Origin of the sequence: Chryseobacterium sp. 'Rf worker isolate 10' (assembly GCF_050753305.1) — a bacterium.
In the GTDB taxonomy this organism is placed as follows: Bacteria; Bacteroidota; Bacteroidia; order Flavobacteriales; family Weeksellaceae; genus Chryseobacterium.
The window spans coordinates 368,951-384,307 of record NZ_JBOZOF010000002.1 but is presented as its reverse complement, the minus strand read 5'-3'; the positions used below and the strand labels follow the sequence as shown (position 1 = coordinate 384,307).

Below are 15,357 nucleotides of genomic sequence, written 5' to 3'. Positions count from 1 at the left end.
CTTTTCGTACAAATTAAAACTAAACTATAAAAAATCAAATAAATCATGTATTAGGTTGGGGCGTGTATCTTAGATACGGTTTTATTTCCGTTACGCCTTTTGGGAATATTTCCCGGGCTTCCTCTGTAGAAATGGTAGGCGGAATAATAACATCCTCACCATTTTCCCAATTAACAGGTGTAGCCACGCGATAATTATCTACAAGCTGTAAAGAATCCAGCACTCTAAGGATTTCGTTAAAATTCCTTCCTGTAGAGGCCGGATAGGTAATAATCAGTCTTACTTTTTTGGAAGGATCAATTATCAGAAGAGAACGTACAGTGGCCGTAGCCGAAGCATTCGGGTGAATAAAATCATACAGCTCCGAAACTTTTCTGTCTTTATCAGCAATAATGGGAAACTGAACACGGGTGTTCTGAGTTTCATTAATATCTTTCACCCAGTTTTGGTGATCCTCTACTCCATCTACACTCAAAGCAATTACTTTGGTTCCTCTGGCATCAAATTCAGACTGCAATTTCGCCGTGTAACCCAGTTCTGTAGTGCATACCGGTGTATAATCTGCAGGATGCGAAAACAGAATTCCCCAGGAATCTCCAAGATAATTATAAAAATTGATGTCACCTACAGATGACTCTGCCTGAAAATTGGGTGCTGTATCTCCTAGTTTGATTGACATAATGTTCTTTCTTTCTAGTCTACAAATTTAGTAGACTTTTTCGAACTGGCAAATTTTTTGATGAAAATTTATATCTTTAATTAAAAATTTTTATTCATGGAGAAAACGGGCCTCAGGTATGTAGACGTGGTTTATAAAGTATTGGAAAGTTGGTATGTAACATTTGCCGCGCTTACTCCTAAACTGATTGTGGGAATTTTAGTGTTTACATTTTTCCTGATTACCAGTAAATATTTAAGTAAAGGAGCTGTAAAATTATTTCATAAATTTTTTCCGAAAAGCCAAAAAGAGAGTTCATTAGTTACTTTAATCAGTATTTTCAGATTCCTGATTATGCTGATGGGAACCTTTATTGCTCTTGAAATAATGGGCTTCAGTGGTTTTCTCTGGAAATTTATCGGAAGCTTAGGAGTTGCCGGGGTTATTGCCGGGGTTGCCCTGAAAGATCTTGTTTCAAGTATTTTTTCAGGAATGCTTATTGGAATTGATAAAGCATACAAAGTAGGAGATTATATTACCATTGGAGCACATTCCGGAACAGTACAGGAAATTGGTTTCTTAACTACAAAACTTCTGACTGATGATGGAAAGAAGGCTTATATTCCTAATCAGGTTGTATTCAATGCACCATTCTATAATATCACTGCTTCCCCACAACGCAGGATTATTTTAAACTTTGAGATTCCCGCTGACGAAGATATCAGTAAAGCACAGAAAGGAATTCTTGATGTAATTAAAAACCTTGATAATGTGGATAAGTTAGACACTATTGAAGTTATTTTCACAGACCTTAAACAAGGAGCATTTAACCTTCAGGTGAAGTTTTGGATAAAGATAGGTGCCAATCTTGCACAGGTAAGAAGTAAAGCTTATTTAGGCATTAAAGAACGTTTTGATGTGGATAAAGTTCAGTTGGTAACGCCTACGAGTATCAGTATTACGAGTGGAGAGAATATTTTACCTGAAAGCCATCAGGATAAGTAAAATTATTTATAAAAAAATGAAGACCATTTCAATTGTTGAAGTGGTCTTTTTTATGTTATTAAAGATTGGACTTCGAAAAGCGTAATTCTTCCAATCACATTTTAAGACGTCAAGATCTTATCTCTGATAAATATACTTTATCCCTCACGATGATTTTGCAGATAAAGCAGATATATAAAAAAATTCACGCTTAGATAGATTTAGAAACAAAAAAAACCGCTCCAAAAATGGAGCGGTTTATATTTTATTTAAAAATTTTAGATTACGCTAAAACTTCTTTTACTTTGTTTGCAGCTTCTTCTAAAGTAATTGCAGAGTGTACCGGAAGACCAGACTCATCAATTAATTTTTTAGCTTCTACAGCGTTAGTTCCCTGTAATCTTACGATCAATGGAACCGGAAGACTACCCATCGCTTTGTAAGCATCTACAACACCCTGAGCAACTCTGTCACATCTTACGATACCTCCGAAGATGTTGATCAGGATAGCTTTTACGTTTGGATCTCTTAGGATGATTCCGAAAGCAGTCTGTACTCTCTGAGCATCTGCAGTACCTCCTACGTCAAGGAAGTTAGCAGGGTTACCACCTGATAATTTGATGATATCCATAGTTGCCATTGCAAGACCAGCTCCGTTTACCATACAAGCAACGTTACCATCTAGTTTTACGAAGTTAAGACCAGCTTCACCAGCTTCTACATCCATTGGATCTTCTTCTCTTGTATCTCTAAGCTCAGCTAAGTCTTTGTGACGGAACAATGAGTTGTCATCTAAAGTTACTTTAGCATCTACAGCGATAATCTTGTTATCAGAAGTTTTTAATACCGGGTTGATTTCGAAAAGAGAAGCATCAATTCCTGTGTAAGCATTGTAAAGAGAAGAAATAAATTTCACAAATTCTTTGAATGCATTTCCTTCAAGACCTAGGTTGAAAGCAATTTTTCTAGCCTGGAACCCTTGAAGACCAATAGCAGGATCAATCAATTCGTTGTGGATCAAATGAGGAGTTACTTCAGCAACGTGCTCAATATCCATACCACCTTCAGTAGAATATACGATTGTATTTTTCCCTTCAGCTCTATCTAAAAGAATAGAAACATAAAATTCTTTAGTTTCAGATTCTCCAGGATAATAAACATCTTCTGCAACCAAAACAGAGTGTACTTTTTTACCTTCAGCAGAAGTTTGTGGAGTTACCAACTGCATTCCGATAATATTCTGAGCGTTTTCTTTAAGTTTATCCATGTTTGGAGAAAACTTAACACCCCCACCTTTACCACGACCACCTGCGTGAATCTGTGCTTTTACAACCCAAGCCTGTGCTCCGGTTTCAGCAGTCAATTTTTCAGCAGCTGCTACAGCTTCATCTACGTTGTTTGCAACGAAACCACGTTGGATAGCTACTCCATACTTTGATAAAATCTCTTTTGATTGATACTCGTGAAGATTCATATTATTTTTATTATTTTATTTTAATATTTAAAGGTTGACAAATTTACTAAAAAGACATGGAAGTTCAAGTTTATTGACTTAAAAATTAAAGTCTGATGGACTTGATTTTTAACATATCTTTCGATTTCCCCCTATTCTTCCTCTAATTTCTCAGACTGTGATCCGATAAACGGAATTTTAGGTGCCAGGAAATATCCGGTAAGGCTCGCAAATAATATTGGCACAAAATAGGTAAATCCGGTAAGTGTTCCCAGTATAATTGTAGTACTCATCGGTGTTCTCGTCACACAGGCATTGATGGCAGCCATACAGCTTACAATGGCTAACGTGGTATCTACTGTCGGAAATAGATTATGGATAATCAGTCCCAATGTAGTTCCCACAAAGAACAATGGGATAATGAAACCTCCTCTCCATCCGGAAGTCACTGTAATAGCAATAGCCAGTATTTTAAAAACCAGAATCAGAATTAAAAAATTCAGTCCGAAATTTCCACCGATCAGCTGATTGATCTCGTTGTGACCGAAGTATCTTGTAATGGGAAAATTATAGGCGATAATTCCTAAAATAATTCCACCTACGAATGTTTTAATGTAAATCGGAAATTTTCTGTATTCAAAAACTTTCTTGAAAAATTTGACCACAAAAATGAAAATCCATCCGAATAAAGTGCCCACAATTCCAAAAGCAGTAGCATAAGCAAAATCATATACTCCGGTATAATGATACGCTTTCAAATCCCATGTTGCCCCAATTCCCAGATGGATAATCAAAGCAAACATCAGATAACTGAAACAGCTGGCTACCAATGCAGGAATAATGGCTTTATAGTATTCTACAGCATGTTTATGATGCAAAATCTCTAAAGAGAAAAGACTGCCTCCAAGCGGAGCACCAAATAATGCGGTAAAACCGGAAGCCATACCGGCAATACTCAAAGACCTCAGCTCTTCTCCTTTCAGTCTGAAAATTTTCCCCAGCCAGGTTCCTGTAGATCCTGTAACCTGTACCAAAGGTGCTTCTGGTCCTAAACTTCCTCCTGATGCTACACAAAAAAGAGAAGAAAGGATCATCGATGGATTGTTCTTGGGTTCCAGTTTTCCTTTATTGAATCTGATATTATTAACAATCAGATGAATTTCTCCCGGGTCACCAATAAAATGGATCACGAGCCCGGCAAGCAAACCACAGATGGCCATGGTTGGAATTACCTGCCAGCCTTGAAATTCGGCTAAAAATTCTGTAAAATGTTCCAGTACAATCCAATATCCTCCGGCGATGATACCGCCTACCAGACCTGTAACAGCCCACATAAAAAAAGTACGGCTGAACACAAACGGATTGAATCTGATGGGCTGATCCAAAAGATCAAATGTTTTAATTAAGCGCCTTCTTCTATTGATTTTCATTGTAATTTATTTTAAATAGTAAAAGAATATCATCATTTGTCTTTACTGATTATTACAGTTTTGATAATGCGTACTTTATTTATTCGAATCTTAATATAATGGGCTGCGCAAAGGCTTGTACAATTGGTTTTTTGTTATAAAACAAAGGCTTTTCCAAGCCTCCGATGGCATACAGGAACAATGCACTAATGATACTGAATTCTGTATCAGATGATTCACTATATTTTACTTTTTTGAATTTCCCGTCCACATCAATTGTAAAATTCAATTTACAACGATAGTTTCCTCCGTCAAAATCTTCCATTAAATAAGTAGGAAAATCAAGCGTTAACCGTTTCCTCAACTCTTCAAGCTGTTGGTAATTTTCAACCTCAGCAATATCAACGGATTTATTTTTCACTTCCTTCGGAGGAGTAATTTCTGTTTGAGATACATTATTTTTGACCTGTATTCCGCTCGTTGTTTTAAAAGAAATACTTGGATCTGTTTTTCCGATTATCACCTCTTTGTCATAGATGTTTTCATATAGATTTTTTAAATTCTTTAATTTTTCACTATAAAAACTTCCATACTTTTGACGATATAAAGCCGCATCTTTTTTGTAATCATAGTGTTTAACACTATCGGAAAAACGCTTTTGTATATTTTTCACTTCTGTTATAATACTACTATTCTGTAATTTTTTTCCTTGTGCATTCATTTTTTGAACACTTAAACAAGAAATTATGAGAGCAACAAAAAACAGTAAAAAACGAGGAGTCATAGCGCAATTCTTCAATAAATAATCTACATAATATATCGTAGATCTCCTTTTTTGCATGAACTGCAAAATTAAATTCTGTTTTTAGCAAAATAAAAAATCAGCATTCCCCAGCTTAAGATCATCATCAGACCTCCAAGCGGAGTGATTGGGCCTAAGAATTTAAGATTCATTCCCAAATAATCCTGCATACTCAGGAAATAGATGCTTACTGAGAATAAAAGAGTACCTGCAATCATTAAAATGGAAGTCCATTTTTCAGCAGAAGTTTCGAATTTCAAGATATATCCGATGATCAGCAGGAAAAAAGCTGCATACATCTGATATCTTACACCTGTTTCAAAACTTTCCAGTCTTTCCACAGCTAATATTTTCTTTAAAGCGTGTGCTCCGAATGCACCCAGGATTACAGAAACCATTCCGTAAACTGCTCCAAAAACTAAAGTAATTGTTTTCATTTTATAACTCTTCTAATTCTAGGGTTAAATATTTTTTTGTTTTATAATCCTGCCACGTACCAATGATTTTATTTCCTTTCAAATCCGCTTCTATTAAAGCTTTTGGTATCCATTCCTTAAGTTCCTCACTATGGTAATCATCTTCTGTGATGGAAAAATGATCATGGACAAATTCTCCCCTCCAGTTGATCGGCTTTTTATTCTTATCATACCAGTAAGTAGCTGAAAAGGAATCATCCTCATTGATTTCGTTAAATAAAACCGTAATAGGATATTTTCCGTCAATTTTTCCTTTGAATAATTTATTCCCTGGACCCGTCTGCCTAATCTTTTCAGACCCTGAAATCAGATTCTTACCATAAATACTCAGGTATTTTTCAAGTTCTTTATAGGTAAATTCCAGTTCGTGACTTCCCAAATCATCCAATGCCCGCATGGCATGATTGGAACATCTTCCGGCAACAAAAGTGAGTTTATTCTTTCCAAAAAAATACCGGATGCCATTCAAAGTATAATCCATGAAGCATTCTTCATATAAGCCAATCTGTTCCTGAACTTCTTCTGATGGATTCTTTTCGGATTTTAATTTTACGAGAAAGTCATTGACTCTTTTTTTTATTTTTTTCTGAATCAAACCTGCAACCGTTTTGGAAGCACTTGTTTGAAATAAAGCTTCAGCATTGATATAATTTCCAGTTCTCAGATCAAAGTTTTTCCAGTCTGAAAATTCTTCCGGATAGGCTCCCGAAGCTTCTCCATTCATATTTATACTTAAAATATTTTTAGGGGTTTCCAATTTCTTCCAATCATAAAAATAAACATAGTTGGAATAGGAATTCGTGGCTGTAGAGGCCAGTTTAAAAGGATTCCCCCCGGAATTTGGGATATATTCCAGTTCATTGACCTGAAGAAATGTATTGATCTTATTGGCAACCGCGGGATTTCCAGCGTAAGAAACAACCGGAAACACAAAATTTTCAGATTTAGGCTGCAAATCCTGTATTTTTAAATTTTTCTGCTGCGAAAAACTTAAACCTGAAATCAATAAGAAAAATACAATACTTTTTTTCACTATTTTGATTTTAAGTACATTAAAATGAACTTGGCAACCAGTGTAGAAATCCCCAGTATGATAAACATATTGGCGAATCTCTTGGAACTTTTGAAACCTTCATGGTTTGTTTTCTTAAGAAAAAATCCAAAAAGAAGGAATACAATGGGCAAAATGATCTGTAACATTAGTTTCCTCTCATTCTGTTAAATTCATTGATCACCTCATGGTGGCTCACCGTCTTATCTTTGAAATATGTCACAAAGTGCTGTTTTTCTTCTTCGGTTGCTCCCAATTGGTTCAGAATATTCAACAAGTGCATTTTCATATGTCCTTTCTGAATTCCTGTGGTCACCAGAGAACGTAAAGCCCCAAAGTTTTGTGCAAGACCTGAAACGGCAAGAATACTCATCAGTTCCTGTGCAGAAGGTTTTCCAAGAAGTGCCAGAGAAAATTTTACCAAAGGGTGAAGATTGGTAAGTCCTCCTACTACTCCTACAGAAATCGGAAGATCAATCCAGAATCTGAACACTCCGTTATCTGTTGTACAGTGGGTCAAAGATCTGTATTGCCCGTCTCTTGCAGCATACGCATGTGCACAGGCTTCTGTAGCTCTGAAATCATTTCCGGTAGCGATTACAACGGCATCTACTCCATTCATGACTCCTTTATTATGGGTTGTTGCGCGGTAAGGTTCAATTTCTGCAATGGTAACAGCCTGTTTGAATTTAGCGGCAAACTCTTCAGGAGAAATCCCGCTGTCATCTTTTAAATCTTCCATTTTACAGGAAACCTCAGCCCTTACAATACAATCAGGGGTAAAATTGGAAAGAATATTCATCACGATCTGCAGTGAATTCTTTTCTTCCTGAGTAAAATCTACGCTGGTAGCTACTTCCTGTCTCAGCGTTTTTCCAAACTGCTCAAGGCATGAGTTGATAAAGTTGGCTCCCATTGAATCTACGGTATCAAAGCTTGCTTTCAGTTGGTAGTAATTCGGCATTTCTGCTGTTTTATCCACCAGACTGATATTTAAGATACCGCCACCACGTTTTCTCATGTTGGAAGTAATATCTTCCGTTGTTTCAAATAATTTTTTCTTTAAACTGAAATTAAAGAAATGCAATAATTTGTGAGGTTCTACATTAAAAATAAAGTGGGTGTGCCCCAGTTTTTCAGTATTGATAATGGTAGTTTTGAAACCTCCTTTGTCTATCCAGAACTTTGCAGCTTTTGAAGCAGCAGCCACTACTGAACTTTCTTCAACGGCCATTGGAAGTGCCAATAATTTTCCGTCGATCAAAAAGTTCGGAGCAATTCCGTAAGGCATATAAAAATTGGAGATGGTATTTTCAGAGAATTCTTCGTGAAGTTTCTGAAGATCCGCATCATCGTTCCAGTACTGTTTTAATATATTTTGATATTCCTGGTTTCCTTCAAGATATTCGTTTACGAGCCATTCGATTTTCCCCTGCTTTGGAAGCTTGGAAAAACCTTCGATTGGTTTATGATTCATGATATAAACTTTAATGAGCCGTAAATATAATGATTTTGAGACTCTTTTTTGTTGATAACTTCTATGAAAAAAGATTGACATTTATCAATTTTGGAACTAAATTTGAACAAAATTAAATTACACTTTAGATACAAAACATATCAAGCGTTAAAAAGATGAATTTTGACCGCCTTAAAGAAAAGCTCGAGATCCTTGCTGATGCAGCGAAATACGATGTTTCCTGTTCATCAAGCGGAGGCACGAGGAAAAATAAAAAGGGAGCTTTAGGAGACAGTTCTGCAAGCGGGATTTGTCATACCTATACGGAAGACGGGAGATGTGTTTCCCTTCTTAAAATTCTGTTGACCAATCATTGTATCTACGATTGTGCTTACTGTGTTTCCAGAAGTTCAAATGATATTAAAAGAGCAGCTTTTACAGTAGAAGAAGTGGTAGATCTTACTATTAATTTTTACCGTAGAAACTATATTGAAGGATTATTTCTGAGTTCAGGGATATTCAAAAATGCTGATACAACGATGGAAAGACTGGTAAGGGTTGCCAAAAAACTGCGTCTGGAAGAGAACTTTAATGGATATATTCATCTTAAATCTATTCCGGGAGCAAGTGATGATCTGATGCAGGAAGCCGCTTTATATGCAGACCGGTTATCTGTAAATATTGAAATTCCTACAGAAAGCGGATTAAAATTGCTGGCACCTGAAAAAAACAGACAGGATATGATCAGCCCGATGCGCTATATCCAAAAAGGGATTATTCAATATAAGGATGAAAAGAAAATTCTGAAAAAAGTTCCCAAGTTTGCTCCTGCTGGACAATCTACCCAGATGATTGTAGGTGCAACCAATGAAAATGACTTGCAGATCATCAAAGTTGCCGATCATTTTTACAAAAATTTTAATCTGAAAAGGGTGTATTATTCCGGATATGTTCCTGTTCTGGAAGATCAGAGACTGCCTTCTTTAACAACAGAAGTTCCTATGCTCAGGGAAAACCGATTGTATCAGTCGGATTGGCTGATGAGATTTTATGGTTTTAAAGCAGAAGAGATTTTAGACCCCAATGTTCCTTTCCTCGATCTTGAAGTAGATCCGAAATTAAGCTGGGCATTACGAAATCTTCACCAGTTTCCTATCAATCTGCAAACCGCAGAATATCAGCTGATTTTAAGAATTCCGGGAATTGGAGTAAAAACTGCTCAAAAAATTGTGAGTGCCAGACGTTTTCAGGTTTTAACCATGGATCATTTGAAAAAACTGGGAGCGGCTGTCAACCGTGCAAAATATTTCATTGATTTTAATGCCGGAAATGCTTATCTGAAATATTTAACGGATAAAAACTTCAGAAAACTGCTGATAGGTGGAAGTTCATCCAAATTTCACAATCAGTTTTCCCAGCAGCTGACTTTGTTTTGATCTTGATATCAAACACAAATAACACTAATATTTTCAAGAATGGACACTAATTTATAATACAACACGACTGTCATTCTGACGAAGGAAGAATCTCTTCAATAAACCAGATTCTTCACATCATTTTATTTCATTCAGAATGGCAAACCAACTAATTCAATACATGACAACCCTACTCTACGATGGAAGTTTTGACGGTCTTTTCACTGCGATATTTGAAATTTTCGAATACCGTTATAAGGATGTGGAAATTACCAGCAGAGAAAGATTTCATCAGGAAAATATCTTTGCAGAGATTCATGAAGTCATTACCCAGCCAGACAAATCTGAAAGGGTTCTGAATAAACTGGAACAGAATATTGGGAAACAGGGTGTTTACAAACTTTTAAAAGTTTTTTTATCTGAGGAGCCGGATCTGGAAAACCTCATCTTATCTGCGGTAAGGCAATCTATTAAATATCCGCAAAACAATATTCTTGAAAATTTTGCTGATTCTGATGTTTTAAAAATTTCAAAAATCTGCAAATCAGTAGACAGGGAAAGGCACAGAATGACCGCTTTTGTCCGTTTTGAAAAAATGCAGGATGGTGTTTTTTTCTCCAAAATAGATCCCGACTTCAATGTTCTCCCTTTGATCAGAAAACATTTTAAAGACCGGTATCAGGATCAGAAATGGATGATTTACGATCTTCGAAGAAACTATGGTCTTCTCTATAATCTGGACATTTGTGATTTCTTCTATCCTGATGAAAAGATTGACCTCCATCATTATCAGCAGAAGTTTCATGATGAAGAAAAAAGTTATCAGGTGCTTTGGCAACGTTATTTCACGAAAACCAATATCGTGGAAAGAAAAAATATGAAACTTCATATTCAACATGTACCAAAAAGATACTGGAAATATCTGACTGAAAAATGGTAGTAAAATTCCATATTGTGGATAACTTTTTATTTCGACTAAAAAAAAGATCATTTTCAGTTCTTTTGTGAAGCCAATTATTTAATCATCTCATTTCATGAGAGATATAATTCACATTCATCGAAAACTCATATTGTGGATAACTTTTTTCAATTAACATTCCGTTAATATTAGAATTTTTTAAATCTTATTTTTATCAGAAAAAAGAGCAGAATATTACCTTTCCAACGAAGAAAAACGGTTTTTAAAAGCCTGAAAATATGCAATGTATGCGATAACGAATTATATCTGCATTCATTTTTTGTGGATAACTCTTACTTTTTAAGGGTTCGTAAGGCTTTTTTAATGATATATTGGGTTTCTTTTGTCGGACTTTCACGAAGCCATTCATCGCAGATTTCCACTACAAACTCGGGTTGTGATTTACTGGCATCATTGAGCCAATTTCCGACACTGTCCTGTACATATCTGGAAGAGTCAGATCGTAAAGGTTCTAAAATATCCAGTCCTAATCCGGGATTTTGTTTTAAAGCATCAATATGTTCACACCAAACTCCTCTTGGTCTTGTAGATTCGCTGGCAAAACGTCTCACATTTTCATTCTCATGTATCGTCCATTCTGATAAAATAGATAAGCTTTCCTCAAGATTTTTGGAAATATCCGGACGTACCGCCATCCAGCAGATTTCTCTCACACCAAAATGAGTATCTACAGCAAACGATTTAATTTTGTACAACTTTTCTTTCAATTTTAAATCATGGTTTCGGCCAATGGTATAGGCTGCCCAGCAACGTACAAGATCCGCGGGATGAGTTTCCAATTTGTGAAGAAATTCATCATCTTTATTTTCTACAGCTAGATTAAGAAGCCCAACACCAATGGTTTCATTAATGGTATTAACCGTTTGCTTTTTCAGTTGATCCAGATTTTCTAAAATAGGTTTCAAATATTCTCTGCGATTATTCTGCAATAGTAAATTTTCCAGCAGCAGCCTTTGATCTACGGCCAGCCATTCTGTAAGATTGGCGGTTTCAATTTCTCCCCTATTCAGCTGTTCCAAAATATCCGGTGGAATATCTTTGATGGAACGGGCTCCTTTTCGTTTTTCTGCCATACTATTTAATGGTTATCTTTACAAAAGTCTGAAAGTGTGCGGACAAAAACAATACCGCATATTTTTCACTCATAGGGATAAAAAAGTCAATTTTATGGAAACAAAGGGAAGAGCAGAAGAAAATAAAATTTGTCCGTTGGAAGTGGCCGTCAATACCATTAGTGGAAAGTGGAAAATTCCTATCGTCTGGCAGATTAATGAAGGAAAAAAACGCCCCAGTGAGTTTTTGCGTGGTATTGCTAAAGTTGACCGGAGAGTTCTCAATCAGCAGTTGAGTGAAATGGTTGAAGATGGTATTTTAACCAGGCAGTCTTTTAATGAACTTCCTCCAAGGGTTGAGTACACTTTGACAGAACTTGGTGAAAAACTGGTGGAAATCCTCTGGAAATTGAATGATTGGGGAAAATTATTGATTCCTGAGAACGAAGAGTCATTAAACTAACAGATTTTCAGATTATATATTGGCAGATCTGTGAAAAAAAATGATATTTGTGTACACTAAAAACACATGAAACAAGTTATCACCGGAATCACAGCATTTTTAATTCTCACAGGCTGTACAAAAGAAAAATCATCAGATCGTCTGTTGGCTGAGCCGGATAAGAACGAGCATTTAATTACAGAAAATGCCTTAAAAATCAATAAGAATAAAAATACCATTAGGGAAAGATTTTCTCCACCGGAAGGCTATGAGTGGATTGAAGAAAAACCAGGTTCTTTTGGGCATTTTATCGAAAATTTTAAGTTGAAACCTTATGGCAGCCAAATTTTAAAATATGACGAAACGCCTATTTCTACCCAGCATCTTCATGAAGCCGTTTTTGATATTGATACCGGAAATAAGGATCTTCAGCAATGTGCTGATGCCGCTATCCGTATAAGAGCCGAGTATCTTTATAAAACGAAAAAATTTGATGAAATTAAATTTCATTTTACCAGTGGAGATCTTTTCAGCTGGAATGATTATAAAAACGGAATGAGAGCTTTTGTGAATGGAAATTCGGTCAACTTCAGAAAAACGGCTGCATTTGATGATTCTTATGAGAGTTTCAGAAATTATCTGGATCTGATTTTTAATTATGCCGGAACGATTTCATTAAACAAAGAAACAAAGCCGGCAATGAGGAATTCTGATCTGAAAACGGGAGATATTCTGATTACACCAGGCAGTCCGGGACACATCGTTTTTATTTCTGGTGTCTGTAAAAATCAGGAAGGTAAAAGATTGTTCTTATTAAGTGAAGGTTTCACACCTGCTCAATCGGTTCATGTGCTCTCCAATCCATTTAATCCCTATTTTACGCCTTGGTACGACCTTGACGTGAATGCTTCGGAAACGAAAACTGCACGATATTTTTTTAAACCTACAAACTTCAGAAGCTTTTAATAATTTATATTCAAAACTATTGGAAAGTTACTACGATAATCTGAACTTGTTTTTGTAAATTTGTGTTCGAAATTTTTTACTTGATGAAAGAGAGTGCTGTAAAAAAGATTGCAGTTCTTACTTCAGGAGGTGACTCTCCGGGTATGAATGCGGCATTAAGAGCGGTAGTAAGAACCGCCAATTACTATAATATCGAATGTTACGGAGTAAGAGAAGGTTACAACGGCCTTATCAACGATGATTTCCTGAGAATGGGAGCTCGTTCCGTAAAAAATATAATCAACCAGGGTGGAACGATTCTAAAATCTGCCAGATCCGCTGAGTTCAGAACGAAAGAAGGCCGTCAGAAAGCTTACGACAACTGCGTAAAACTTGGAATAGACGGATTGGTATGTATTGGAGGAGACGGAACATTTACCGGTGCAAAAATCTTTAATGAAGAATTCGGAATCAGAGTAATCGGTATCCCGGGAACTATCGACAACGATATTTTCGGAACGGATAATACCATCGGTTACGATACTGCTTTGAATACTGCAATGGATGCTATTGATAAAATCCGTGACACGGCAACTTCCCATAACAGAGTTTTCTTTGTGGAAGTAATGGGTCGTGATGCTGGTTTTATTGCTTTAAACAGCGGATTGGCAACAGGTGCTCTGGATATTTTAATTCCTGAGAAAAAAGATAGTATTGATGAGCTTTTCGTGAAATTCAGAAATGCTGAAAAAACAGGAAAATCATCCAGTATTGTAGTGGTAGCGGAAGGCGAAAAACTAGCTAACGTTTACGAACTTGCAGAAAAAACAAAACAGACATTCCCTGATTATGACATCCGTGTCGCTATTTTGGGGCATATGCAGAGAGGAGGTTCTCCAAGCTGTGCAGACAGGGTTTTAGCAAGCAGATTAGGATATGGTGCTGTAACAGGATTAATGGAAGGACAAAACAATGTAATGGCAGGAATGCGTTCCAATGATTTGACGTATACGCCAATAGAAGAAGCCATTAAAAAACATAACGAAATCAACAGTGATCTTTTGCTGATTTCAGAAATTTTAGCAATCTAATTATTTTTATAATCTAATAAAAACAAACTATTATGTCAACAATTAAAGTAGGTATCAACGGTTTTGGTAGAATTGGACGTCTTGTTTTCAGAGCAATGACTGAAAGAGACAACATTGAAGTTGTAGGAATCAATGACCTAATCAATGCAGAATACATGGCTTACATGTTAAAATATGACTCTGTACACGGTATTTTCCCAGGTGAAGTTTCTGTAGAAGGAAATGACCTTGTAGTAAACGGAAAAAAAATCAGAGTAACTGCTGAAAAAGACCCAAGCAACCTAAAGTGGAATGAAATTGGTGCAGATTACGTAGTAGAATCTACTGGTTTATTCTTAGATAAAGAAAGCGCTGCAAAACACATTACTGCAGGTGCTAAGAAAGTAATTCTTTCTGCTCCTTCTAAAGATGATACTCCAATGTTCGTAATGGGTGTAAACCACAAGGAACTTACGGATGATATCAAAATCTTATCCAACGCTTCTTGTACTACAAACTGTTTAGCTCCTTTAGCTAAAGTAATCCACGATAACTTCGGAATCGTAGAAGGTTTAATGACAACTGTACACGCTACAACAGCTACTCAGAAAACTGTTGACGGTCCTTCAATGAAAGACTGGAGAGGTGGTAGAGCTGCTCTAAATAACATTATCCCTTCTTCTACAGGTGCTGCTAAAGCGGTAGGAAAAGTAATCCCTTCACTAAACGGAAAATTAACAGGTATGTCTTTCAGAGTACCTACTGTTGATGTTTCTGTAGTAGATTTAACAGTGAGAATTGAAAAGGCTGCTTCTTATGAAGAAATCTGTTCAGTAATCAAAGCTGCTTCTGAAGGTGAATTGAAAGGTATCCTAGGATATACTGAAGAGGCTGTAGTATCTCAGGACTTCGTAGGAGATAAGAGAACTTCTATCTTCGACAAAGATGCTGGTATTATGCTTTCTCCTAACTTCGTGAAACTTGTTTCTTGGTATGACAACGAAATGGGTTACTCTAACAAGTTAGTAGATATGCTTGTACACGCTGCTTCTTTATAATAAGTAATAAGCGATAAGCAATATAAAACCTTCCCGATGGGAAGGTTTTTTTGTTTTGTGAAGCAGTTTATATTTATTTTATTCGTTTATTCTTATTCATAAAAATG

At 36.2% G+C, this 15,357-nt stretch carries 15 protein-coding genes; 7 read left to right on the top strand and 8 right to left on the bottom strand.

Going from position 1 to position 15,357, the window contains the following annotated elements; translation table 11 throughout:
• Positions 1-43: 43 nt before the first annotated feature.
• Positions 44-679: a peroxiredoxin gene (locus tag LKL37_RS11710; protein WP_431610752.1), complete on the bottom strand. Its 636-nt coding sequence runs from the start codon at positions 677-679 to the stop codon at positions 44-46.
• A 96-nt stretch (positions 680-775) separates the two neighbouring features.
• Here LKL37_RS11710 and LKL37_RS11705 point away from each other — a divergent pair, with 96 nt between their 5' ends.
• On the top strand, positions 776-1,663 hold the full coding sequence (locus LKL37_RS11705) for a mechanosensitive ion channel family protein (RefSeq protein WP_431610751.1): 888 nt from the start codon (positions 776-778) through the stop codon (positions 1,661-1,663).
• Positions 1,664-1,925: 262 nt separating this feature from the next.
• Here LKL37_RS11705 and sucC read toward each other — a convergent pair whose 3' ends face one another.
• The 6 genes from sucC to LKL37_RS11675 all read right to left on the bottom strand — a co-directional run bounded on the left by sucC (position 1,926) and on the right by LKL37_RS11675 (position 8,310).
• Positions 1,926-3,116: an ADP-forming succinate--CoA ligase subunit beta gene (gene sucC / locus LKL37_RS11700; protein ID WP_034694875.1), complete on the bottom strand. Its 1,191-nt coding sequence runs from the start codon at positions 3,114-3,116 to the stop codon at positions 1,926-1,928.
• Positions 3,117-3,247: 131 nt separating this feature from the next.
• Positions 3,248-4,525 (bottom strand): chloride channel protein, encoded by a 1,278-nt coding sequence (locus tag LKL37_RS11695; protein ID WP_431610750.1) that lies wholly within the window; start codon positions 4,523-4,525, stop codon positions 3,248-3,250.
• A 79-nt stretch (positions 4,526-4,604) separates the two neighbouring features.
• Complete coding sequence (locus tag LKL37_RS11690) at positions 4,605-5,345, bottom strand: hypothetical protein (protein WP_431610749.1); 741 nt, start codon at positions 5,343-5,345, stop codon at positions 4,605-4,607.
• 11 nt (positions 5,346-5,356) lie between these two features.
• On the bottom strand, positions 5,357-5,743 hold the full coding sequence (locus LKL37_RS11685; protein ID WP_047096689.1) for a DUF423 domain-containing protein: 387 nt from the start codon (positions 5,741-5,743) through the stop codon (positions 5,357-5,359).
• Position 5,744: 1 nt separating this feature from the next.
• Positions 5,745-6,815, bottom strand: coding sequence for a hypothetical protein (locus LKL37_RS11680; protein ID WP_431610748.1), 1,071 nt, complete (start codon positions 6,813-6,815; stop codon positions 5,745-5,747).
• A 166-nt stretch (positions 6,816-6,981) separates the two neighbouring features.
• A complete protein-coding gene (locus LKL37_RS11675; protein ID WP_431610747.1) occupies positions 6,982-8,310 on the bottom strand; it encodes a hydroxymethylglutaryl-CoA reductase, degradative in 1,329 nt (442 codons plus the stop codon).
• Between the two features lie 155 nt (positions 8,311-8,465).
• Between LKL37_RS11675 and LKL37_RS11670 the strand changes: the two genes are divergently transcribed.
• Both LKL37_RS11670 and LKL37_RS11665 read left to right on the top strand, forming a co-directional pair.
• Positions 8,466-9,725, top strand: a complete 1,260-nt coding sequence (locus tag LKL37_RS11670) for a putative DNA modification/repair radical SAM protein (RefSeq protein ID WP_431610746.1) — start codon at positions 8,466-8,468, stop codon at positions 9,723-9,725.
• A 136-nt stretch (positions 9,726-9,861) separates the two neighbouring features.
• A complete protein-coding gene (locus tag LKL37_RS11665; RefSeq protein WP_431610745.1) occupies positions 9,862-10,644 on the top strand; it encodes a TIGR03915 family putative DNA repair protein in 783 nt (260 codons plus the stop codon).
• Positions 10,645-10,955: 311 nt separating this feature from the next.
• Here the strand turns inward: LKL37_RS11665 and LKL37_RS11660 are convergent, their stop codons facing one another.
• Positions 10,956-11,756: a DNA alkylation repair protein gene (locus LKL37_RS11660; RefSeq protein ID WP_431610744.1), complete on the bottom strand. Its 801-nt coding sequence runs from the start codon at positions 11,754-11,756 to the stop codon at positions 10,956-10,958.
• 94 nt (positions 11,757-11,850) lie between these two features.
• On the opposite strand from LKL37_RS11660, the gene LKL37_RS11655 reads away from it, so the two are divergent.
• The 4 genes from LKL37_RS11655 to gap all read left to right on the top strand — a co-directional run bounded on the left by LKL37_RS11655 (position 11,851) and on the right by gap (position 15,250).
• Positions 11,851-12,198, top strand: a complete 348-nt coding sequence (locus LKL37_RS11655; RefSeq protein ID WP_431610743.1) for a winged helix-turn-helix transcriptional regulator — start codon at positions 11,851-11,853, stop codon at positions 12,196-12,198.
• A gap of 66 nt (positions 12,199-12,264) precedes the next feature.
• Entirely contained in the window at positions 12,265-13,143 is an 879-nt protein-coding gene (locus LKL37_RS11650; protein WP_431610742.1) for a DUF4846 domain-containing protein, read from the top strand.
• 83 nt (positions 13,144-13,226) lie between these two features.
• The gene (pfkA, locus tag LKL37_RS11645) at positions 13,227-14,213 is read left to right on the top strand and encodes a 6-phosphofructokinase (RefSeq protein ID WP_105703955.1); all 987 of its coding nucleotides are present in this window, start codon (positions 13,227-13,229) and stop codon (positions 14,211-14,213) included.
• Between the two features lie 32 nt (positions 14,214-14,245).
• Entirely contained in the window at positions 14,246-15,250 is a 1,005-nt protein-coding gene (gene gap, locus LKL37_RS11640) for a type I glyceraldehyde-3-phosphate dehydrogenase (RefSeq protein WP_047096698.1), read from the top strand.
• Positions 15,251-15,357 lie beyond the last annotated feature (107 nt).

Bases quoted from the DNA above. Each gene is read 5' to 3' on its own strand.
- LKL37_RS11710 (WP_431610752.1), bottom strand. From the start codon at position 679: ATGTCAATCAAACTAGGAGATACAGCACCCAATTTTCAGGCAGAGTCA.
- LKL37_RS11705 (WP_431610751.1), top strand. From the start codon at position 776: ATGGAGAAAACGGGCCTCAGGTATGTAGACGTGGTTTATAAAGTATTG.
- sucC (WP_034694875.1), bottom strand. From the start codon at position 3,116: ATGAATCTTCACGAGTATCAATCAAAAGAGATTTTATCAAAGTATGGA.
- LKL37_RS11695 (WP_431610750.1), bottom strand. From the start codon at position 4,525: ATGAAAATCAATAGAAGAAGGCGCTTAATTAAAACATTTGATCTTTTG.
- LKL37_RS11690 (WP_431610749.1), bottom strand. From the start codon at position 5,345: ATGCAAAAAAGGAGATCTACGATATATTATGTAGATTATTTATTGAAG.
- LKL37_RS11685 (WP_047096689.1), bottom strand. From the start codon at position 5,743: ATGAAAACAATTACTTTAGTTTTTGGAGCAGTTTACGGAATGGTTTCT.
- LKL37_RS11675 (WP_431610747.1), bottom strand. From the start codon at position 8,310: ATGAATCATAAACCAATCGAAGGTTTTTCCAAGCTTCCAAAGCAGGGG.
- LKL37_RS11670 (WP_431610746.1), top strand. From the start codon at position 8,466: ATGAATTTTGACCGCCTTAAAGAAAAGCTCGAGATCCTTGCTGATGCA.
- LKL37_RS11665 (WP_431610745.1), top strand. From the start codon at position 9,862: ATGGCAAACCAACTAATTCAATACATGACAACCCTACTCTACGATGGA.
- LKL37_RS11660 (WP_431610744.1), bottom strand. From the start codon at position 11,756: ATGGCAGAAAAACGAAAAGGAGCCCGTTCCATCAAAGATATTCCACCG.
- LKL37_RS11655 (WP_431610743.1), top strand. From the start codon at position 11,851: ATGGAAACAAAGGGAAGAGCAGAAGAAAATAAAATTTGTCCGTTGGAA.
- LKL37_RS11650 (WP_431610742.1), top strand. From the start codon at position 12,265: ATGAAACAAGTTATCACCGGAATCACAGCATTTTTAATTCTCACAGGC.
- pfkA (WP_105703955.1), top strand. From the start codon at position 13,227: ATGAAAGAGAGTGCTGTAAAAAAGATTGCAGTTCTTACTTCAGGAGGT.
- gap (WP_047096698.1), top strand. From the start codon at position 14,246: ATGTCAACAATTAAAGTAGGTATCAACGGTTTTGGTAGAATTGGACGT.